Genomic DNA, 20,110 nt, shown 5'->3' with positions numbered 1-20,110 from the left:
CCGACCGACCCTCCAGTTGATGACACCGTCGTCGTAGAACAGACCAAGGAAGAGATGACTACCCAGGCTTCCGCGCCGCCCAGCACCAAGTCGCAGGCGCTCCGCTCGTACGACGTCGCCGACTTCCCGGCCCTCACGGGCCTGGAGGAGGAGTGGCGCTTCACCCCGCTCAAGCGGCTGCGCGGGCTCACCGGCGGGGCGCAGGCCGCCACCGGCACGGTCCGTCACGAGTACGGTGACCTGCCCGAGGGCGTCACCGTCGAGCGGATCGGCTCCGACGACCCGCGGGTGGGCAGCGTGCTCACCCCGGTCGACCGGGTCAGCGCGCTGGCCTACGGCGGGGCCGGGCAGGCGCTGCTGGTGCAGGTCGCCCGCGACGCCGTGGTGGCCGAGCCGGTGAGCCTGCGGGTGGTCGGCGAGGGCGCCGAGGGCGTCGCCTTCGGGCACACCTTCGTCGAGGTGGGCCGCTTCGCCGAGGTGACCCTGGTGCTGGAGCACGTCGGCTCGGCCACGCTGGCCGACAATGTCGAGGTGGCGGTGGCCGACGGGGCGAAGCTGACCCTGGTCACCGTCGCCGACTGGGCCGGCGACGCCGTGCAGGCCCAGCACCTGCGGGTCCGGCTGGGCCGCGACGCCAAGGTGGTGCACGTCCAGGTCTCGCTCGGCGGCGACCTGGTGCGGCAGTACACCTCGGTGGAGTACACCGAGCGGGGCGGCGAGGCCGAGCTGTACGGCCTCTACTTCGCCGACTCGGGCCAGCACCTGGAGCACCGCCAGCTGGTCGACCACACCGTGCCGGACTGCCGCAGCTACGTCGGCTACCGGGGCGCCCTGCAGGGCGAGAGCGCGCGCACCGTCTGGGTGGGTGACGTGCTGATCCGCGCCGAGGCGACCGGCACCGACACCTACGAGATCAACCGGAACCTGCTGCTGACCGACGGCGCGCGGGCGGACTCCGTACCCAATCTGGAGATCGAGACCGGCGAGATCGCCGGCGCCGGGCACGCGAGCGCGACCGGGCGCTTCGACGACGAGCAGCTGTTCTACCTGATGGCCCGGGGCATCCCGGAGGCCGAGGCGCGGCGCCTGGTGGTCCGCGGCTTCTTCGCGGAGCTGATCAACAAGATCCCGGTCGAGGAGCTGCGCGAGCGCCTGGGCGACGCCATCGAGGCCCGGCTCAGCAAGGTCGGCGCCTGATGATCCGCCTCTGCTCCGCCGAGGACGTGCCGAAGGGCACCGTGGTCAGCGCGGACGTCGACGGCACCCCGATCGCGCTGGTGCACGGCGAGGACGGCGTCTTCTACGCCGTCTACGACGAGTGCTCGCACGCCGCGGTCGCCCTCTCCGAGGGGGAGGTCTCGGGCTGCACGCTGGAATGCTGGCTGCACGGATCCCGTTTCGACCTGAGGACCGGCGAGCCGACCGGGCTGCCCGCCACCGAACCCGTTCCCGTCTATCCCGTCGAAGTCCGAGACGGCGACATCTTCGTCAGTCTCACGCCGAGCAATGGAGTGACCCGATAATGAGCACCCTGGAGATCCGCGACCTGAAGGTGTCGGTCAAGCTGCCCGAGGGTGAGCTCAAGCCGATCCTGCATGGGGTAGACCTGACGGTGAATTCGGGTCAAACCCACGCGATCATGGGCCCGAACGGCTCCGGCAAGTCCACCCTGGCCTACTCGATCGCCGGCCACCCCAAGTACGAGATCACCGGCGGCTCGGTGACCCTCGACGGCGAGGACGTGCTGGCCCTGTCCGTCGACGAGCGGGCCCGCGCCGGCCTCTTCCTGGCCATGCAGTACCCGGTCGAGGTCCCCGGCGTCTCGGTGGCGAACTTCCTGCGTACCGCCAAGACCGCCATCGACGGCCAGGCGCCCAAGCTGCGCACCTGGGGTGGCGAGCTGCGCGGGGCCATGGAGCGCCTCCAGATGGACCCGGCGTTCGCGCAGCGCAACGTCAACGAGGGCTTCTCCGGCGGTGAGAAGAAGCGGCACGAGATCGTGCAGCTGGAGCTGCTCAAGCCGAAGATCGCGATCCTCGACGAGACCGACTCCGGCCTCGACGTGGACGCGCTGCGCGTGGTCAGCGAGGGCGTGAACCGGGTCCGCGACAACGGCGACACCGGCATGCTGCTGATCACCCACTACACCCGGATCCTGCGCTACATCAAGCCGGACTTCGTGCACGTCTTCGTCGCGGGCCGGATCGTCGAGCAGGGCGGCCCGGAGCTGGCCGACAAGCTCGAGGAAGAGGGCTACGAGCGGTACGCCGCCGGGGCCGGCGCGGCGCGGGCCTGACTCCTCTCGGAAGAATGGGTGGGCCGGTCGACATGACTTCCATCGCGATCCCGGCGGGGATGCCGCAGTACGACGACGTGCCGCGTTACGACGTGGCGAAGGTGCGCGCCGACTTCCCGATCCTCGACCGGGAGGTCAACGGGCACCGGCTGGTCTACCTCGACAGCGCCAACACCTCGCACAAGCCGCGGCAGGTGCTCGACGTGCTCGGCGGGCACTACGCGATGCACAACGCCAACGTGTCCCGCTCGGTGCACACCCTGGGCACCGAGGCCACCGAGGCGTACGAGGGCGCGCGGGCGAAGATCGCCGCGTTCATCAACGCGCCGAGCGTGGACGAGGTGGTGTTCACCAAGAACTCCACCGAGGCGATCAACATCGTGGCGTACGCGTTCTCCAACGCGTCGCTGCGGCCCGACGCCGACGAGCGGTTCCGGCTCGGCCCCGGCGACGAGGTGGTGATCTCCGAGATGGAGCACCACTCGAACATCGTGCCGTGGCAGCTGCTCTGCGAGCGTACCGGCGCGACCCTGCGCTGGTTCCCGGTCACCGACCAGGGGCGCCTGGACGAGTCGGGGCTCCAGGACCTGGTCACCGAGCGGACGAAGATCGTCTCGCTGGTGCACATGTCCAACATCCTCGGCACGGTCAACGCCACCTCGCGGATCACCGAGCGGGTCCGCGAGGTGGGCGCGCTGCTGCTGCTCGACTGCTCGCAGTCGGTGCCGCACATGCCGATGGACGTGGTCGACTACGACGCCGACTTCGTCGTCTTCACGGGGCACAAGATGTGCGGCCCGACCGGCATCGGGGTGCTCTGGGGCCGGGGCGAGCTGCTGGCGGCGATGCCGCCGGTGCTGGGCGGCGGATCGATGATCGAGACGGTCACCATGGCCCGCTCGACGTTCGCCGCGCCGCCGGCCCGGTTCGAGGCGGGCACCCCGCCGATCGCCGAGGCGGTGGCGCTCGGCGCGGCCGTCGACTACCTCAGCGGCATCGGGATGCAGGCCGTCCAGTGGCACGAGAAGGAGCTGACGGCGTACGCGCTGGACGCCCTCGCCACGGTGCCCGGCCTGCGGATCTTCGGGCCGACCGTGCCGGTGGGCCGGGGCGGCACGATCTCCTTCGCCCTCGGCGACATCCACCCGCACGACGTCGGGCAGGTGCTCGACTCGCTCGGCGTGCAGGTGCGCGTCGGCCACCACTGCGCCAAGCCGGTGTGCACCCGGTTCGGCGTGCCGGCGATGACGCGGGCCTCGTTCTACCTCTACACCACCACCGCGGAGATCGACGCCCTGGTGGCGGGCCTGGAGCAGGTGCGGAAGGTGTTCGAGTGAGCGGCGCCGCAGGAGCCCGCGGATCGACGGGAGTTCAGCCTGATGCAGCTTGAGTCTCTCTACCAGGAGATCATCCTGGACCACTACAAGCACCCGCACGGTCGCGGCCTGCGCGACCCGGACGCCACGGGCGCCCGGGTCGCCGAGGCGCACCACGTCAACCCGACCTGCGGTGACGAGGTCACCGTACGGGTTGCCACCGACGGCGACGTGCTGCACGACGTCTCGTACGACGGCATGGGCTGCTCGATCAGCCAGGCGTCGGCGAGCGTGCTGCACGAGCTGCTGGTGGGCCGGGGCGCGGGCGACGCGTTCCGGGTGCACGAGGCGTTCGTCGAGTTGATGTCCGGCCGTGGCCAGGTCACGCCGGACGAGGACGTGCTCGGTGACGGGGTCGCGTTCGCGGGCGTCGCCCGCTACCCCGCCCGGGTCAAGTGCGCGCTGTTGCCGTGGATGGCGTTCAAGGACGCCGCGGCACGCGCCGGTGTGGGCGTGAGCCCGACGGAGGTTGAGGCATGAGCAGCGAGGACACCGCCACCGCGGCGACCCCGGCGACCGAGGGTGCCATCGCCCCGGCCGCGGACGCCGCCGTAGCGGCGACGAACGGCGCGTCGGCCGCCGGGGGCAGGGCCGCCGTCGCCGACATCGAGGAGGCGATGAAGGACGTCGTCGACCCCGAGCTGGGCATCAACGTGGTCGACCTCGGCCTGTTGTACGGCGTGCACGTCGGCGACGACAACGTCGCCACCCTGGACATGACGCTGACCTCGGCGGCGTGCCCGCTGACCGACGTGATCGAGGACCAGGCCCGGCAGGCGTTGACCACCGGCCCGGGTGGCGGTCTGGTCGACGACATCCGGATCAACTGGGTGTGGCTGCCGCCGTGGGGGCCCGACAAGATCACCGACGAGGGGCGCGACCAGCTGCGCTCCCTCGGCTTCAACGTCTGACCGGCCCGGCGCCGGTCCCGTCGAGCGCGTCGCCCCCGGCCAGGGGCGGCGCGCTCGACGCGTTTCTGCCGATCGACGAGAGCGGCCACTTCGCCGATGACGACGAGGGTGTCCCATCGCCGCGGATGACCCGGCGTGCGCGGGGACGATCTTTCTTCCACCGTGCGGTGTTCGGGCGGGGCCGACACCAGGGTGTGATCCGCGTGACATTCTCAATCGACAGTTGTCACCGTTCTTGTTGAGGAGACGGCACATGCGATCTCGGTTGATCTCCGTCGCGTCCGCGCTGGCGCTCGTCACGGGTGGCTCGGCGCTGGCGTTGCTGCCGGCCAGCCCGGCCAGTGCGCACTGCAGCGGGCACGGCACCCACCCGGATCTGTACAGCGGGGGCGCCATCTCGTTCGGAAACGGAACCAACATCCGCGCCTATCCGCACGTCGACTGCGGCAGTCGCGGGCTCGGCTACCCGAGCCAGGGGATCGACGTCCACTGCGCCACCTACACCAACGCGCTCTGGATCTTCCTCCGTAACACCACCACCGGGGTCAACGGATGGTCCCGGTTGGACGCCCTCAACGTCTCGCAGCCCACCACCATCGCCGACTGCTCGAGCGCGGTCGCGACGCACCAGCTGGCCTGAACGCCCACCGCCGGCACCCGTCGTAGCCGGCGAACGCCGGGAAACCGGTGGCGGCGGGCGGGGTGGGGAAGCAGGATCGGGGCGTGATCGAGACGTACCCGGTGCAGAACCTCCCCGTCGCCGCCGCCGCGCGCCGACAGCGGACGTCGTCCGGTCGCGTTCCGGTCCGCAGCCGACCGTCGTGACCGGCGCGTTCCTGGCCGGCCTGGTCGCCGGCTACGGCGTCGCCATCCCGGTCGGCGCGATCGCGGTGCTCATCCTCGGGCTCAGCGCCCGCACCTCGTTCCGGGTCGGCGCCGCCGCCGCGTTCGGGGTGGCCACCGCCGACGGGCTCTACGCCGCCGTGGCGGCCCTCGGCGGGGCCGCCGTCGCCGGGCTCGTCGCCCCGGTCGCCGGGCCGCTGCGGCTGGCCGCCGCGCTGGTGCTGCTCGTCATCGCCGGCCACGGCGCCTGGCGGGCGCTACGTCCCCGCCCCGTGACCCGGGCCGCCGCCGGTCGAGGTGCCCTGGACACCCCGGCCCGTGCCTTCGCCGGCGTGCTCGCGCTGACCCTGCTGAACCCCGCGACCGTGGTCTACTTCGCCGCGCTCGTGCTGGGTCGCGCGGACCGCGCCGAGCCGGATCCGCTCGCCGCCGGCCTCTTCGTGCTCGGCGCGTTCGTCGCCTCGGCGAGCTGGCAGCTGGTGATCGCCGGCGGAGGCAGCCTGGTCGGCCGGGTGCTGACCGGCCCGCGCGGCCGACTGGTGACCGCACTGCTCTCCAGCGCGATCATCGCCGCCCTGGCCGTGGCGGTGCTGCTGCCCGGCTGAGCCCGGCCCGGTCGCCGCTGCCCGGCTGAGCCCGGCCCGGTCGCCGCTGCCCGGCTTGGGCGGCGGTTCGCCGCCGCGGGTCCACCCACCCGTGGCGGTGGGCCGGCGTCGCCGTGCCGTAGGTTCGGCGTATGAGCAGCCGACCCGCAGCCGGAGGCGGCCGGTGGGTCGAGGTGGACCCGGCCCGGGTGGCCCGCTGGGTGGAGGGCTTCGCCGACCGGCACGGCCCGCCCGCCGCCACCGTCGAGGCGTACGGGCTGCTGCTCGCCGCCGCGGACGGCGCGACCGCCGAGCTGCACGCACCGCCCGGCGCACCCGCCGCCCCCGACCTGCCCGGTTTCGTGGCCGCCGCGGCCGCGCCCCGCCGGATCGGCCTGCTGCTCGCCCGGAAGGGCGCGGTGGCCGTCGGCGTGGCGGCGGGGGAGAAGCTGGTCGTCTCCAAGGTGGACACCCGCTACGTGCAGGGGCGCACCGCCGCCGGGGGCTGGTCGCAGCAGCGCTTCGCCAGGCGGCGCGACAACCAGGCGAAGGCGGCGCTGGGCGACGCCGCCGACCTGGCCGTACGGCTGCTGCTGCCGGAGGCGTCGTCGTTGCGCGCGGTGGTCTGCGGCGGCGACCGGCGGGCGGTGGACACCGTGCTGGCCGACCGGCGGCTCGCCCCGCTGGCGGCGCTGCGCGCGGAGCGGCTGCTGGACGTGCCCGAGCCCCGCCACGCCGTGCTCGTCGGCGCGATCGCGGCGGCCCGGGCGGTCCGGATCCTGGTGCGCGATCCCGCCCCCTCCTGATCCGGCGCACTAGGCTGGGCGCGACGGTCGGGGAGGGAGCCAGGATGGCGGAGACGGCGGCGGCCGACGTCGCCGTGGTCGGAGTCGTCGACTCCCACGACGACGCGGTCGGGGAGAGCCTGGGTGACCGGATCCGACGGCTGCGCCTGGCCCGGGGCCTGACCCAGCAGCAGGTCGTCGGCTCCCGTTACACCCGCGCCTACCTGGGCGCCGTGGAGTCGGGTGCCCGGATGCCGAGCCCCGAGGCGCTGGCCCACTTCGCCGACCGCCTCGGGCTGGCGGTGGACGACCTGCGCCACGGTCGGCCGGCGAACGCCGCCGCCCAACTCGCCGCCGAGCAGGCGGCGGCCCGCCGGGACCTCTCCGCCGGTCGGCTGGACGCCGCCGAGCGGGCGTTGACCGGCATACGCGGCCGCGCGGAGCGCTACCGACTGTCCGAGCTGGCCGGTTGGGCCGGATACCACCTGGCGGAGGCCCAACTGCACCGTGGGCGCACCGAGGACGCGGCCGCCCGGTACGACGAGCTGGCCGGGGACCTGCCTGACGACTGCCCGGCGCTGCGCGCGGCGGTGCTGGCCCGGCAGGCGTACTGCCTGCTGGTCGCCGGGGACGCGCCGCGGGCGGTGGCGATCCTGGAGGGCGGCCTGCGGGCCCTGCGGGCGGCGCCACCGGTGGACGCCGACGCCGAGCTGCGGTTGACCAACGCGTTGATGTACACGTTCCTCGAGCTGAGCTGGCGGGAGCGGGCCCGGCGGTTGGAGCGGGAGGTGACGCCCCTGCTGACCCGGGCGACCAACCGGGAGTGGGTGGCGCAGTTCCACGCCGTCGCCGGGCAGTTGCGGCGTGACGGCGAACTGGACGAGGCGGACCGGCACCTGCGGGAGGCCGTCCGTCGCTACACCGAGCTGGGGCTCACCCGGGAGATCGGCCTGTGCCACTGGGCCCGTGGCTACGTGCTGCTGCGGGCCGGGCGGCCGGGGGAGGCGGGGACGCAGCTGCGGCGCGCGCGGGAGACGCTGGGCGACGTCGGCGCGGTGCTCGACCACGCCGGGGCGACGCTGGAGCTGGCCGAGGCCCGCCGGCGCGAGGGCGCGCTGGACGAGGCGGCCGAGCTGGCCGAGGAGGCGGCCGGGGCGGCGACGGCCAGCGACCACCGCGAGATCATGGCCGAGGCCGACCGGGTACGCGGGCTGGTGCGGGCCGCCCAGGGCGACGGCGAGCAGGCGCGGCGGCTGCTGCTGCGGGCGGTCGACCGGTACGAGCGGGCCGGCCTGATGGGCGACGTGGTGATCACCTGCCGCCACCTGGCGGAGCTGTTGCTGGCCCGGGCGGAGCGGGACGAGGCGGCGGCGGTGCTGCGCCGCGGCCTGCGTGCGGCGGAGCGGCTGTCGTGAGCCGGCCGGAGCCGGACGGGGCGGATCCGGCGACGGGCGGGCTGGGCGCGCGGGTGCAGCGGCTGCGTACGCAACGGGGGCTCACGCAGCGCGCCCTGGCCGAGCCCCGCTACACCGCGGCCTACGTCTCCGCCGTGGAGAGCGGTCGCCGGGTGCCCTCGGGCGACGCCGTCGCCCACTTCGCCGAGCGGCTCGGTGTCACGCCCTCGGACCTGACCACCGGCCGCTCGCCGGCCGAGGTGGTGCGCCTGGGGCTGCGCCTGGCCGAGGCCGACCTGGCCGGCTCCGTCGACGAGACGGCCGCCATCTGCCGCGAGGTGGCCGGGGCCGCCGCCGACCTGGCGGAGCCGGTGCTGGAAGCCCGGGCCCGGCTCGGCCTGGCGGGCGTGGCGCTGCGCCGCGACGAACCCGGTACCGCGTCGGCCCAGCTCGACCGGGCGGAGGCCCTCCTGGCGGGGGCGGCGCCGCACGTACGCGCCGAGGTGGCGGCCGGCCGCGCCGGGCTGGCGTACCACGACGGTGACCCCCGCTACGCCCGCTACCTGCTCACCGAGGCCCGCGACGCGCTGCTGCGCGACGGGTACCCGGATCCGTCGGCCCTGCTGATCCTGCACGCCGAGCTGGTGCGCTGCCACGTCGCCCTCGGCGACGAGGGGGCGGCGGCGGGGGCCGCCAGGCAGGCCCTGGCCCTGGCGGTGCTCCCCGCGCCGGCCCGGGTCGCCGGCCTGCACCTGAGCGTCGCGGCCTCGCTGCTCGCGTCGGGGCGCACGGCGGAGGCCGCCGTCGCCGCCGAGCAGGCTCGCCAGGCGGCCCGGCAGGTCGCCCTGCGGTGGCTGCTGGCGTGCTGTCACCGGGCCCGGGGGCAGGGGCGCCGGGGTGCCGGCGACCTGGCCGGCGCGCTGGCCGACCTGGCGGGGGCACACGCGGTGCTGGTGGACGCCGGGCAGCCGGCGCTGGCCCGCGAGGTGGGGGTGGAGCTGGCGGAGGTGTACCACGCGCTGGGCCAGCCGGGGCGGGCCGACGCACTGTTGCGCGACGCCGTCGACCTCGGCGGCGACCCGGTGGTGGCGGCCCGTGCCGAGCGGGTGCGTGGCCTGCTGCGCGACGACGACGGCGACCGGGCCGGTGCCGAGCGGCACCTGCGGTCGGCGCTCGCCGGCTACCGGGCCGCCGGGCGGCGCCGGGAGCTGGCAGCGGTGGTCCTGCTGTTGGCCGACCTGATGCAGGGGTGGGGCCGCCCCGACGACGCGCTCGATCTGCTCCGCGAGGGGCTGCACCAGGTGGAGCAGGTCGGCGATCGGGTCGCCGTGCCGCGCGCCACGGCCTGAGCCCCCGGCGACGGGTACGCCGCCGGGGCCCTCGGCCGGGCCGTCGGGCCGGCCCGCCGTGGACCGGTCACCCGTCCGCCGTGCCTCGGGCGGGCGACCCGGTGCGTGCCCGTGGCGTCAGTCCCGGGCCCAGAGCGCCGGCGCGTTCGGTGGTTCCCAGCCGGGCTGGGCGGTGTGCGCCTGGAGGCAGCGGTAACCGACACCGCCGTAGGTGACCCGGGCCCCGACCGGGTACGCGGTGCCGGCCGCCCAGGTGCCACCGGGGGCGGTGCCGGTCGGGGTGGGGGTGGGACCCGAGGTCACGTTGAGGACGAAGTCGAAACTCGCCTCCCGGACGCCGTTCACCGTACGTACCGTCATCAGCAGCGCGGGGTCGAAGAGCGTGTCCGTGCTGTTGCGGGGCTCGCCGGGGAAATACAGCTGGGTGGTGAGCACCGGCCGGTCCGGCGCCTGCGCCTTGACGTGGATGTGCCGGGTCCGCCCGGGATAGAGGCCCGGCACGATCGTGCTGAGCCGGTACGCGCCCGACGCGTCGGTGAACTGGTGGCCACGTAGCCGGTAGCCGACGTTGTCGTAGCCGCCGTTGGCGTCGGCCTGCCAGAAGTCCAGCAGCACGTCGGGCAGCGGCCGGCAGTCCAGCCCGAAGACGTGCCCGGTGACGGTGAGTCGGGTGCCGACCGTACCGGCCTCGACGAGCGAGGAGCGGCGCGGTGAGTTCGGCTTGAAGTAGGGGCCCTCCATCTGCGGCGGCGTCGGGTCGTCGCCGTCGTCGCAGTACGGGGTGAGGGGCGGCGCCGGCATGGGGTCGGCCGTCCTCGCGCCCACCGCCCGCGCGGCGCCGGCGACGAGGAACGGGGCGGGCAGGGCGAGCGCCGCCGCCCGCAGCACGCTCTTGCGTGTCACGCCGCTGTGGGGGCGGGCACCGTCTGGCTCCCCTGCGTCGCTGGCTGCACCGTTCATGAGGGTTCCTCCTGGTGATGGGGGCGGGTGTCGGCCGGCCCGGGAGGTCCCTGGCCGACCCGGGCCGGCGACCCGACGCTATTGACGGACGTCGGGCTGCGTCGATGTGTCAGCCGGCGGGATCGTGGTGTTTTCCGCCGTGCCGGCGGAACGCGCCGGGGGAGTCGCCGGCCTCCCGGCGGAAGAAGCGGCAGAAGTAGGCGGGGTCGGCGAAGCCGAGCCGGTCGGCGATCGCGGCCACGGTGAGGTCGGTGCGGGTCAGCAGGCGCTTCGCCTCCAGGACCCGGGCCCGGCGGATCAGCCGGGCGGGGGTGGCGCCGGTGGCCAGCGGGACCGCGTCGTTGAGGTGGCGCACCGACACGCCGATGCGGCGGGCGTACGCGCGGGGAGGCTCGCCGACGAGATCCGGTTCGCCGAGCAGCTCCTCGAAGCGGCGGGCGATCGCGGCGGCGCGCCGGTTGCGGGTGCCCGGCCCGGGCGGCGGGCCGGGCGGCGGGCCCGTGGGCCGGGACCGGCGCACCTCGGTGAGCAGGAGGTGCAGGTAGGCGCGCAGGGTGCTCGTCCGGCCCGGCCCACCCCGGCGGTACTCGGCCGTCGTCCACCGCATCAGGGTGGCGATCCGCCTCGCCTGCGCGTCGTCACGCGGGCGCCAGGAGCGGTGCCCCGAGCGGCGCAGCGCGTCGCGGTCGGCCGGGAAGGTCAGCAGGAACTCGGCGGCGCAGAGCAGTACGTGCCCGCGCAGGTCGCGCTGGTCCTGCCAGTGGTGCACCTGGCCGGGCGTGACGACGAACAGGTGCGGCGGTCGGACGGGGTGGGCGTCGAGGTCGATGACGTGGGTGGCCCGCCCGTGGGTCACGTACACCAGCTCGTAGAAGGCGTGCCGGTGCGGGAAGTCGGCGCGGGAGAGCGGGCCGATCTCCTCGAAGGAGCCGACGGCGAAGGGCAGCTCGTCCGGGGCGGGTACCGCCAGGTCGTGCCGGGGCAGCGGCGGCCCGGTCGCGGGGGCCGGCGTCGGGGAGCGGGTGGCCGGCCCGGGGGCCACGGCGGGTCGTGCGGGGACGGTCCGGGTCCGGCGGTCGTACGGGCGCGGCGGGGACACGGGCGGCTCCGTTCGCAATGGAGGGACGGGGTGACGATCGATCGCCGCCTGTATTGACGGCGTCGGATGTCTAACCTACGGTGAGGGCAACACAGTTAACAACATTTGTTGTTATCCCTGTAGCGCATCGCCTCGATCCCGCCGTTCGGCACTCGCGTGCCTGATCAGCGGGCCTGACCCGATCCTCCACATCGTTCTGACCGCGAGGAGACCCCCATGCTCCGACGACCAGCCACCGTGGCGGCAACTACCCTGAGTGCTGCCGCTCTGGTGCTGACCCTGGCCCTGGCCACCCAGGCCGGCGCCGACACCACCCCCACCTCCGCCGCGCCGGCCGCCGGCCCCGACGGCGTCGCGCCCGAGATGTTCGCCGCCCTGCAACGGGACCTTCGGCTGACCCCGGCCCAGGCCCGCGCCCGCCTCGAGGTCGACGAGCACGCCAGCCGGGTGCAGCAGGTGCTGGGGACCACCCTCGGCGCCCGCCACGGCGGCACCTGGGTCGCCGACGGGGGAGCCGCCGTGGCGGTCGGCGTCACCCGCGCCGCCGACGCCGCACGGGTCCGCGCCCTCGGCGCGGTCCCCGTCCCCGTCACGTACGGGGAGGACGCCCTCGACGGCGCGGTCGACCGGCTGAACCGTCGGGCCGCCGCCGCGCCGCCCACCGTCGTCGGCTGGTACGCCGACCTTCCCGGCAACTCCGTCGTGCTGCTGGCCCGCGACGGCGGCTCGGCCGCGGCCCGGGCCTTCGCCGCCGCCGCGGGGGTGCCGGCCGGCGCGGTGCGGGTCCAGGCCAGCACCGAGAGCCCGAGGCCGTACGCCGACGTGATCGGTGGCAACGCCTACTACACCGGCAGCAGCCGCTGCTCGGTCGGGTTCTCCGTCGACGGGGGCTTCGTCACCGCCGGGCACTGCGGCCGGACCGGTGCCCGCACCTCCCAGCCGGGCGGCACCGTGCGCGGCTCCACCTTCCCGGGCCGCGACTACGCCTGGGTGCAGGTGGACGCCGGGAACACCCCGCGCGGGCTGGTGAACGACTATCGCGGCGGGACGGTCCCGGTGGCGGGCAGCGTCGAGGCCGCCGTGGGGGCGGCGGTCTGCCGGTCCGGCTCCACCACCGGCTGGCGCTGCGGCACCATCCAGCAGAAGAATGCCTCGGTGACCTACCCGGAGGGCACCGTCACCGGGTTGACCCGCAGCAACGCCTGCGCCGAGCCGGGCGACTCCGGCGGCTCGTGGATCTCCGGCAACCAGGCGCAGGGGGTCACCTCGGGCGGCTCCGGCAACTGCACCTCCGGCGGAACCATGTACTTCCAGCCGGTCAACGCGATCCTGGCCGCGTACGGGCTGACCCTCGTCACCGCCGGCGGCCCCGCGCCGACCCCCACGCCCACCTCGACGGGCAACCCGCCCGGCGGCACGACCTGGCAGGCCGGCACCGGGTACGCGGCCGGCGCGACGGTGACCTACGCGGGGGTGTCCTACCGTTGCCTGCAGGGGCACACCGCCCAGCCGGGCTGGGAGCCGCCGAACGTGCCGGCGCTCTGGCAGCGGGTCTGACCGTCGCCCCGTGGCGTCGTCCGTCAGGACGGGACTCTGCGTGCTCAGAGACTGCCGCGGAAGGTGTCGCAGGACTTCGGGTCGCCGGTGGAGTAGCCCCGGGTGAACCACTCCTTGCGCTGGGCGGAGGAGCCGTGGGTGAACTCGTCGGGGTTGACCGGCCGGTTGGCCCGCTCCGAGATGGCGTCGTCGCCGATCTTCTCGGCGGCGTCGATGGCCTGTTGGATGTCCTGCTCGCTGATGCTGGTGAAGATCTTCTGGCCGCTCGCGTCGGCGGTGCCGGTGGCGTTCTTGGCCCAGGCGCCCGCGTAGCAGTCGGCCTGCAACTCCAGCTTCACCGAGAGCGCGTTCGCGCTGTCCGGGTCGCGCTGCTGCTGGCGGCGCATCTGGGCCTCGGTGCCGAGGAGGTCCTGCACGTGGTGGCCGTACTCGTGGGCGAGCACGTACGGCTGGGCGAACTCGCCGGCGGCGCCGAGCTGCTGGGCGAGCACCTGGTAGAAGGTCAGGTCGATGTAGACCTGGTCGTCGGCGGGGCAGTAGAACGGGCCGACGCCGGAGTCGGCCTGCCCGCAGGCGGTGCTGACGCCCTGGCTGAAGAACACCGTGCGCGACGGGCGGTACTGCTCGCCGAACGCCTCGGGCAGGGCCTTCTGCCAGTACGCCTGGATGGAGTTGACGTAGAGCGTGTTGCGGCAGTCGAGCTGCTGGAGCGCGTCCTCGGCCGAGCACTTCTGTTCCAGCGACGCGTTGTCGCCCTGCGGCTCGTCGCCGCCGTTCGTGGCCGCGTTCAGGCCGAAGCCGCCGCCGACGAGCGCGACGAGCACGGCGATGACCAGGCCGACGATGCCGCCCCGGCCGCCGCCGATCGGGATGGGGATGCCGCCCAGCCCGCCGCCTCCGCCGGATCCTCGCCGGTCGTCCACCTGGCTGGTGTCGATCCGCGCGTTCTCGTTCAGCTCCATGTCAACCCCGATCACCCGATTTGATCCGTTTTGGTGGTTGCGGTACCGGACCGGGTCCGGACGGCGTTCCGGTACCCGATGATCTTGATCGGTAATCCGGAGGGGTGGCCGGGCGGCGCCCGGTACACTTGCCCCGTGCTGCTCTGCGAAGGCTGAACCGCCCCGCGCCGACGGGCCTCGTGCTCGCCGGCGCTTTCGCGTGCCCTGAGTCAGCCCTTCCAGACCCCGAGAGCGAGTCCTCCGACATGATCACTGCCACCGGCCTGGAGCTGCGCGCCGGCGCCCGGATCCTGCTGTCCGACACCACGCTGCGCGTGCAGCCGGGTGACCGGATCGGCCTGGTCGGCCGCAACGGCGCCGGCAAGACCACCACGCTGAAGGTGCTCGCCGGCGAGGGCCAGCCGTACGCCGGGCAGATCGACCGGCGCAGCGCCATCGGCTACCTCCCGCAGGACCCGCGCACCGGCGACCTGGAGGTCACCGGCCGCGACCGCGTCCTGTCCGCCCGCGGCCTGGACGTGCTGATGGCCCAGATGCAGGAGATCGAGGCCAAGCTCGCCGACGGCGCCGACGACAAGCTGGTCCGCCGCTACGGCGCGCTGGAGGACCAGTTCGCCTCCCTCGGCGGCTACGCGGCCGAGGCCGAGGCCGCCCGGATCTGCGCCAACCTCGGCCTGCCGGACCGTGCCCTCGCCCAGACCATCGGCACGCTCTCCGGCGGTCAGCGCCGCCGCATCGAGCTGGCCCGGATCCTGTTCCGCGACGCGGGCGAGAACGGCGGCGGCATCCTGCTGCTCGACGAGCCGACCAACCACCTCGACGCCGACTCGATCACCTGGCTGCGCAGCTTCCTCGCCAACCACAAGGGCGGGCTGATCGTGATCTCCCACGACGGCTCGCTGCTCGAGTCGGTGGTCAACAAGGTGTGGTTCCTCGACGCCACCCGCTCGGTCGTCGACGTCTACAACCTGGGCTGGAAGGCGTACCTGGAGGCCCGCGAGACCGACGAGCGGCGCCGCCGCCGGGAGCGGGCCAACGCCGAGAAGAAGGCCGGCGCGCTGATGGCGCAGGCCGACAAGATGCGGGCCAAGGCCACCAAGACCGTCGCCGCGCAGAACATGGCCCGCCGGGCCGAGAAGCTGATCTCGGGCCTGGAGGAGGTACGCGTCGCCGACAAGGTGGCGAAGGTGCGCTTCCCCAGCCCGGCCCCGTGCGGCAAGACCCCGCTCACCGCGACCGGCCTGTCGAAGTCGTACGGCTCACTGGAGATCTTCACCGACGTCAACGTGGCGGTCGACCGGGGCTCCCGGGTGGCCATCCTCGGGCTCAACGGTGCCGGCAAGACCACCCTGCTGCGGATGCTCGGCGGGCTGCTGGAGCCCGACACCGGCGGGGTGCACGCCGGGCACGGTCTGCGGCTCGGCTACTACGCGCAGGAACACGAGACGCTCGACGTGGACCGTACGGTGCTGGAGCACATGCGCAGCGCCGCCATCGAGCAGACCGACACCGACCTGCGCAAGATCCTCGGCGCGTTCCTCTTCTCCGGCGAGGACGTGGACAAGCCGGCCGGGGTGCTCTCCGGCGGCGAGAAGACCCGGCTCGCGCTGGCCACCCTGGTCTGCTCCGGCGCCAACGTACTGCTGCTCGACGAGCCGACGAACAACCTCGACCCGGTCAGCCGGGAGCAGGTGCTCGACGCCATCGCCCGCTACCCGGGCGCGATCGTGCTGGTCACCCACGACCCCGGCGCGGTCATGGCGCTCAAGCCGGACCGCGCCATCCTGCTGCCAGACGGCGATGAGGACGCCTGGAGCGACGACCTCCTGGAACTGGTGGAACTGGCCTGACGCACCCCGGCCCGGCCCGGCCCGGCCCGGTCCGTCGTGTCGCGACAATAACTTCATGATCGACCCGGTGGGGCGACCCGGCGCGGCAAGCCGGTCGGGTGGCCCGGTGAGGTGGCCCGGCGGGTCGCGGTGCGTGCGGGTGGGTCGTGTGGACAGTCAGCGCAGGAGGTCGCGTAGGTGGGGCAGGACGCCCGAGGTGGCCAGGATGACCACGCCGATGACGATGAAGATCGCCGGAACGAGCCAGTGGCCGGCGCGCCCGACCAACCGCGTCACCCGGGGATGGTTGCCGAGCCAGGCGCCGGCCGCGCACCACAGCGCGATGAGCACCACGAAGACCAGTAGGAAGACCGCGCTGTCCGCCGGGCCGAGCGCCCGGAACACCGGCACGTAGATGGCGATGTTGTCGGCGCCGTTGGCGATGGTCACCCCGGCCACGCCGATGGTGGAGCCCACCACCGCGGGTGTCTCGTCGGCGTCGCGGTCGAGCAGCGCGCGGACGCCGAGAGCGACCGGCAGCAGGCCGAGCAGCCCCGTCCAGGGGTCGGGCACCACCAGGAGCCCGGCCGCGACCACGACGCTGGCCAGGGCGAGGGCGCCGATGCCCAGGTACTGCCCGGCGACGATCTGCCAGGGGCGGGGGCGGCCGGTGGTGCGGGCGGCGACGAAGAGCAGCGTCAGGACGACGATGTCGTCGACGTCGGTGGCGGCGAACACCACGGCGGCACCGGCGGCGGTGCCCAACAGGTCGATCACGCCCGCAGGGTACGGGCGGGCCGCCCGTCGAGCCGGCTGAGCCCGCTGAGCCGGCCGCGCGTGGTCGGGGCCGGCGTCCCGGAGGTCGGGAGCATCACTCTATCGGGAAGCTGACATTGCATAGCGTGTCGGTTGGCGAAGAGTTGATATCTGGCGCATGATCGTTCGAGGCGGTCTAATAGGTGGGACCGTATCCGAACCGCACAGTCTGGGACGTGAGGACACAGCATGGCAGCCACTGGCACAGCCACCAGCACTGAGAAGGGTCGCCGGATCGTCGGAGCCGAGCGTCAGACGCTCGCCAAGGACCTGGTAAAGCGGTACACCTCGGGTGAGAGCATCCGCGCGCTCGCGGCCTCGACCGGCCGTTCCTACGGGTTCATCCACCGGGTGCTCACCGAGTCCGGGGTTCAGCTGCGGCAGCGTGGCGGCGCCCGACGCCGCAAGAAGGCGTGACCCGCCCACCAGCGTCGTCCATCAGCGCCGCTCCCCGGGTCGCTCGGTGACCGCCGAGACGACCGGGGTCCGGCTGGAATGCGACGGGCCGGTCGCGACGGTCACGTTGTGCCGGCCCGACGTGCTCAACGCCCAGACTCCGGCGATGTGGCGCGCGATGAGCGAATTCTCCCGCGACCTTCCCGGCGACGTACGCGTCGTCGTCGTGCGCGGCGAGGGGCGGGCGTTCTCCGCCGGCCTCGACCTGTCCGTGGCCGGTGCCTCCGGGCCGGGGTCGTTCGCCGAGTTGGCCACCCTGCCTGAGCAGGAGTGTGCCGACCGGATCGCGGAATACCAGGGCGGCTTCACCTGGCTGCACCGCCCCGACGTCGTCTCCGTCGCCGCCGTGCAGGGGCACGCGATCGGCGCCGGCTTCCAGTTGGCGCTCGCCTGCGACCTGCGCGTGCTCGCCGAGGACGCGAAGCTCTCCATGGCCGAGGTGACGCTCGGCCTGGTCCCGGACCTCGCCGGCACGGGACGCCTGGTCGACCTGGTCGGCTACAGCCGCGCGCTGGAGATCTGCGCGACCGGCCGGCGGATGGACGCCGCCGAGGCGGACCGGATCGGCCTGGCCACCCTGGTGGTGCCCAACGCCGAGCTGGACGCCGCGGTGCGTGACCTGGCCGCCGGGCTGCTCGCCAACGACCGCAACGCGGTGGTGGAGATCAAGGCCCTGCTCGCCGGCGCGGCCGGCCGGTCCGCCGCCGAGCAGCAGCGGGCCGAGCGGGAGGCGCAGACCCGCCGGCTGCGCGATCTCGCCGGGCGCGGAGAATAGTAAGGACCGTTCGGGAAGGCCAGGGTTACGGCTGAGGTTGTCAGAGTCGTCGGGACAATTGACCTGACGGTGCGGTCAGCCCGACGACCCGGAGGTGAACGTGTCCAACTCGATGTCCGGCGGCGGCATGGCCGGTTGGAGCATGCTCCGGTCGATGCGCAACCGCGACGAGATCTCCACGCACCGCCTCAAGCGCGGGGTGGCCCAGCGGATCGTGGCCTTCGCACGGCCCTACCGCCGGGACATCGTCGTCTTCCTGGTCACCGTGGTGCTGGCGGCGGTCATCGGGGTCGCGACCCCGGTGCTCGCCGGCGACGTGATCGACACGATCACCCGGGGCGGTGCCGACGCCGGCAGCGCGGTGGTCCGGCTGGCGCTCGTCATCGCCGGCCTCGCGGTGGCCGACGCGCTGCTCTCGCTCGCCCAGCGGTGGTATTCGGCCCGCATCGGCGAGGGCATCATCCTGGACCTGCGCACCCGGGTCTACGACCACGTCCAGCGGATGCCGTTGCAGTTCTTCACGCGTACCCAGACGGGGGCGCTGGTCAGCCGGCTCAACAACGACGTGCTCGGCGCGCAGCGGGCGTTCACCTCGACGCTGTCCGGGGTGGTCAGCAACGTCATCCAGCTCGTGCTCACCGCCGCGGTGATGTTCACCCTCTCCTGGCAGATCACCGCGCTCTCGCTGGTGCTGCTGCCGGTCTTCATCATCCCGGCCCGCCGGGTCGGCAAGCGGCTCGCCGAGATCACCCGGGAGTCCTACAACCTCGACGCGAAGATGAACGCGACGATGACCGAGCGGTTCGGCGTCTCGGGCGCGTTGCTGGTGAAGCTCTTCGGCCGCCCCGAGGTGGAGGCGCGTCGGTTCGCCGGGCGGGCCGAGCGGGTGCGCGACATCGGCATCCAGTCCGCGATGTACTCGCGGACCTTCTTCGTGGCGATGCTGCTGGTGGCCTCGCTGGCCCAGGCGCTCACCTACGGGCTCGGCGGCTGGCTGGCGGTCACGGGCAACGTCAGCGCCGGCACCGTGGTGACCCTCGCCCTGCTGCTCACCCGCCTCTACGGCCCGCTGACCGCGCTGTCCAACGTCCGGGTCGACGTGATGAGCGCCCTGGTCTCCTTCGACCGGGTCTTCGAGGTGCTCGACCTGAAGCCGACGATCGAGGAGCGGCCCGACGCCGTGCCGGTGCCCCGCGACGCCGGTCGGATCGAGTTCCGCGACGTGCGGTTCCGCTACCCCAGCGCCGCCGAGATCTCGCTCGCCTCCCTGGAGGAGGTCGCCGCCCTCGACCGTACGGTCAACGAGCCCGTGCTCAGGGGCGTCTCGTTCGCGGTCGAGCCGGGGCAGATGGTGGCGCTGGTCGGCCCCTCCGGCGCCGGCAAGTCGACGCTGTCCATGCTGATCTCCCGCATCTACGACGTCACCGACGGGCAGGTGCTGGTCGGCGGGGTCGACGTCCGTGACGCCTCCCTCGACTCGCTGCGCGACGAGATCGGGGTGGTCACGCAGGATTCGCACCTGTTCCACGAGACCATCGCCGAGAACCTGCGCTACGCCAAGCCGGACGCCACCGACGACGAGATCTGGGCGGCCCTGGCCGGGGCGCAGGTCGCCGATCTGGTCCGGTCGCTGCCGGAAGGGCTGGACACACTGGTCGGCGAGCGCGGCTACCGCTTCTCCGGCGGCGAGAAGCAGCGCATCGCCATCGCCCGGCTGCTGCTCAAGGCCCCGTCGATCGTGATCCTCGACGAGGCGACGGCGCACCTCGACTCGGAGAGCGAGGCCGCCGTGCAGCGGGCGCTGTCGGTGGCGCTGACGGGGCGTACCGCGCTGGTGATCGCGCACCGGCTCTCGACCGTCCGCGAGGCCGACCAGATCCTGGTGCTCGACGGCGGGCGGATCGTCGAGCGGGGGCGCCACGAGGAACTGGTGGCCGTGGGCGGGCTCTACGCCGAGCTCTACCGCACCCAGTTCGCAGTCGCCGACTCGCCCACCCCGTACGCCGATGCGACCGGGCCCGAGCCGGTGGCCGTGCCGCCGCTGCGGCCCTACCTCGCCGACGAGGCGCTCCCGCCGGCGGCGGCCAACTGACCCTGCCGCGAGCTGCGGCCGGTCAC

The 20,110-nt window shown here is 73.9% G+C and carries 20 protein-coding genes; 16 read left to right on the top strand and 4 right to left on the bottom strand.

Annotation, left to right across the window (positions count from 1 at the left end):
* Positions 1–54: 54 nt before the first annotated feature.
* The 11 genes from sufD (at position 55) to CLT72_RS12055 (ending at position 9,538) form a co-directional block, all read left to right on the top strand.
* Positions 55–1,197 carry a Fe-S cluster assembly protein SufD gene (sufD, locus tag CLT72_RS12105; RefSeq protein WP_101411650.1) on the top strand — a complete coding sequence of 381 codons (1,143 nt, stop codon included), beginning with the start codon at positions 55–57 and terminating at the stop codon, positions 1,195–1,197.
* A complete protein-coding gene (locus tag CLT72_RS12100; protein ID WP_101411648.1) occupies positions 1,197–1,523 on the top strand; it encodes a non-heme iron oxygenase ferredoxin subunit in 327 nt (108 codons plus the stop codon). Before sufD ends, CLT72_RS12100 begins: the two co-directional genes overlap by 1 nt.
* Entirely contained in the window at positions 1,523–2,296 is a 774-nt protein-coding gene (gene sufC, locus CLT72_RS12095) for a Fe-S cluster assembly ATPase SufC (protein ID WP_101411646.1), read from the top strand. The genes CLT72_RS12100 and sufC overlap by 1 nt, the downstream gene beginning before the upstream one ends.
* Positions 2,297–2,328: 32 nt before the next feature.
* Entirely contained in the window at positions 2,329–3,633 is a 1,305-nt protein-coding gene (locus CLT72_RS12090; protein ID WP_101411644.1) for a cysteine desulfurase, read from the top strand.
* Between the two features lie 42 nt (positions 3,634–3,675).
* Complete coding sequence (sufU, locus tag CLT72_RS12085) at positions 3,676–4,152, top strand: Fe-S cluster assembly sulfur transfer protein SufU (protein ID WP_101411642.1); 477 nt, start codon at positions 3,676–3,678, stop codon at positions 4,150–4,152.
* On the top strand, positions 4,149–4,583 hold the full coding sequence (locus CLT72_RS12080; protein WP_101411640.1) for a metal-sulfur cluster assembly factor: 435 nt from the start codon (positions 4,149–4,151) through the stop codon (positions 4,581–4,583). The genes sufU and CLT72_RS12080 overlap by 4 nt, the downstream gene beginning before the upstream one ends.
* A 253-nt stretch (positions 4,584–4,836) precedes the next feature.
* Complete coding sequence (locus CLT72_RS12075) at positions 4,837–5,223, top strand: SH3 domain-containing protein (protein ID WP_144082243.1); 387 nt, start codon at positions 4,837–4,839, stop codon at positions 5,221–5,223.
* 181 nt (positions 5,224–5,404) lie between these two features.
* The gene (locus CLT72_RS12070; protein ID WP_101411636.1) at positions 5,405–6,031 is read left to right on the top strand and encodes a LysE family transporter; all 627 of its coding nucleotides are present in this window, start codon (positions 5,405–5,407) and stop codon (positions 6,029–6,031) included.
* A 131-nt stretch (positions 6,032–6,162) separates the two neighbouring features.
* Positions 6,163–6,816 (top strand): acVLRF1 family peptidyl-tRNA hydrolase, encoded by a 654-nt coding sequence (locus CLT72_RS12065; RefSeq protein ID WP_101411634.1) that lies wholly within the window; start codon positions 6,163–6,165, stop codon positions 6,814–6,816.
* A 44-nt stretch (positions 6,817–6,860) separates the two neighbouring features.
* On the top strand, positions 6,861–8,210 hold the full coding sequence (locus CLT72_RS12060) for a helix-turn-helix domain-containing protein (protein WP_101411632.1): 1,350 nt from the start codon (positions 6,861–6,863) through the stop codon (positions 8,208–8,210).
* Complete coding sequence (locus CLT72_RS12055) at positions 8,207–9,538, top strand: helix-turn-helix domain-containing protein (protein WP_101411630.1); 1,332 nt, start codon at positions 8,207–8,209, stop codon at positions 9,536–9,538. The genes CLT72_RS12060 and CLT72_RS12055 overlap by 4 nt, the downstream gene beginning before the upstream one ends.
* Positions 9,539–9,655: 117 nt before the next feature.
* Here the strand turns inward: CLT72_RS12055 and CLT72_RS12050 are convergent, their stop codons facing one another.
* Positions 9,656–10,441: a dioxygenase family protein gene (locus tag CLT72_RS12050; protein ID WP_250100018.1), complete on the bottom strand. Its 786-nt coding sequence runs from the start codon at positions 10,439–10,441 to the stop codon at positions 9,656–9,658.
* A 166-nt stretch (positions 10,442–10,607) separates the two neighbouring features.
* Positions 10,608–11,597: a helix-turn-helix domain-containing protein gene (locus CLT72_RS12045; RefSeq protein ID WP_199184558.1), complete on the bottom strand. Its 990-nt coding sequence runs from the start codon at positions 11,595–11,597 to the stop codon at positions 10,608–10,610.
* A 237-nt stretch (positions 11,598–11,834) separates the two neighbouring features.
* Here CLT72_RS12045 and CLT72_RS12040 point away from each other — a divergent pair, with 237 nt between their 5' ends.
* Positions 11,835–13,154 carry a carbohydrate-binding protein gene (locus CLT72_RS12040; protein ID WP_486484256.1) on the top strand — a complete coding sequence of 440 codons (1,320 nt, stop codon included), beginning with the start codon at positions 11,835–11,837 and terminating at the stop codon, positions 13,152–13,154.
* 44 nt (positions 13,155–13,198) lie between these two features.
* On the opposite strand, the gene ypfJ is transcribed toward CLT72_RS12040, so the two are convergent.
* Positions 13,199–14,116, bottom strand: coding sequence for a KPN_02809 family neutral zinc metallopeptidase (gene ypfJ / locus CLT72_RS12035; RefSeq protein WP_088999384.1), 918 nt, complete (start codon positions 14,114–14,116; stop codon positions 13,199–13,201).
* Between the two features lie 245 nt (positions 14,117–14,361).
* Between ypfJ and CLT72_RS12030 the strand changes: the two genes are divergently transcribed.
* Positions 14,362–15,966: an ABC-F family ATP-binding cassette domain-containing protein gene (locus CLT72_RS12030; protein WP_101411624.1), complete on the top strand. Its 1,605-nt coding sequence runs from the start codon at positions 14,362–14,364 to the stop codon at positions 15,964–15,966.
* Between the two features lie 156 nt (positions 15,967–16,122).
* On the opposite strand, the gene CLT72_RS12025 is transcribed toward CLT72_RS12030, so the two are convergent.
* A complete protein-coding gene (locus CLT72_RS12025) occupies positions 16,123–16,722 on the bottom strand; it encodes a cadmium resistance transporter (protein WP_199184557.1) in 600 nt (199 codons plus the stop codon).
* Between the two features lie 228 nt (positions 16,723–16,950).
* On the opposite strand from CLT72_RS12025, the gene CLT72_RS12020 reads away from it, so the two are divergent.
* From CLT72_RS12020 to CLT72_RS12010, 3 genes are all read left to right on the top strand, one after another.
* Positions 16,951–17,178: a helix-turn-helix domain-containing protein gene (locus CLT72_RS12020; protein ID WP_007462679.1), complete on the top strand. Its 228-nt coding sequence runs from the start codon at positions 16,951–16,953 to the stop codon at positions 17,176–17,178.
* A gap of 46 nt (positions 17,179–17,224) precedes the next feature.
* Complete coding sequence (locus tag CLT72_RS12015) at positions 17,225–17,992, top strand: enoyl-CoA hydratase/isomerase family protein (protein WP_101411622.1); 768 nt, start codon at positions 17,225–17,227, stop codon at positions 17,990–17,992.
* Positions 17,993–18,104: 112 nt separating this feature from the next.
* On the top strand, positions 18,105–20,084 hold the full coding sequence (locus tag CLT72_RS12010) for an ABC transporter ATP-binding protein (RefSeq protein ID WP_101415114.1): 1,980 nt from the start codon (positions 18,105–18,107) through the stop codon (positions 20,082–20,084).
* The last annotated feature ends 26 nt before the right edge of the window (positions 20,085–20,110 follow it).

This window comes from Micromonospora sp. CNZ309, from assembly GCF_002846525.1.
The sequence above is the reverse complement of the archived record's forward strand: the minus strand, read 5'-3'. Positions and strand labels throughout refer to the sequence as shown.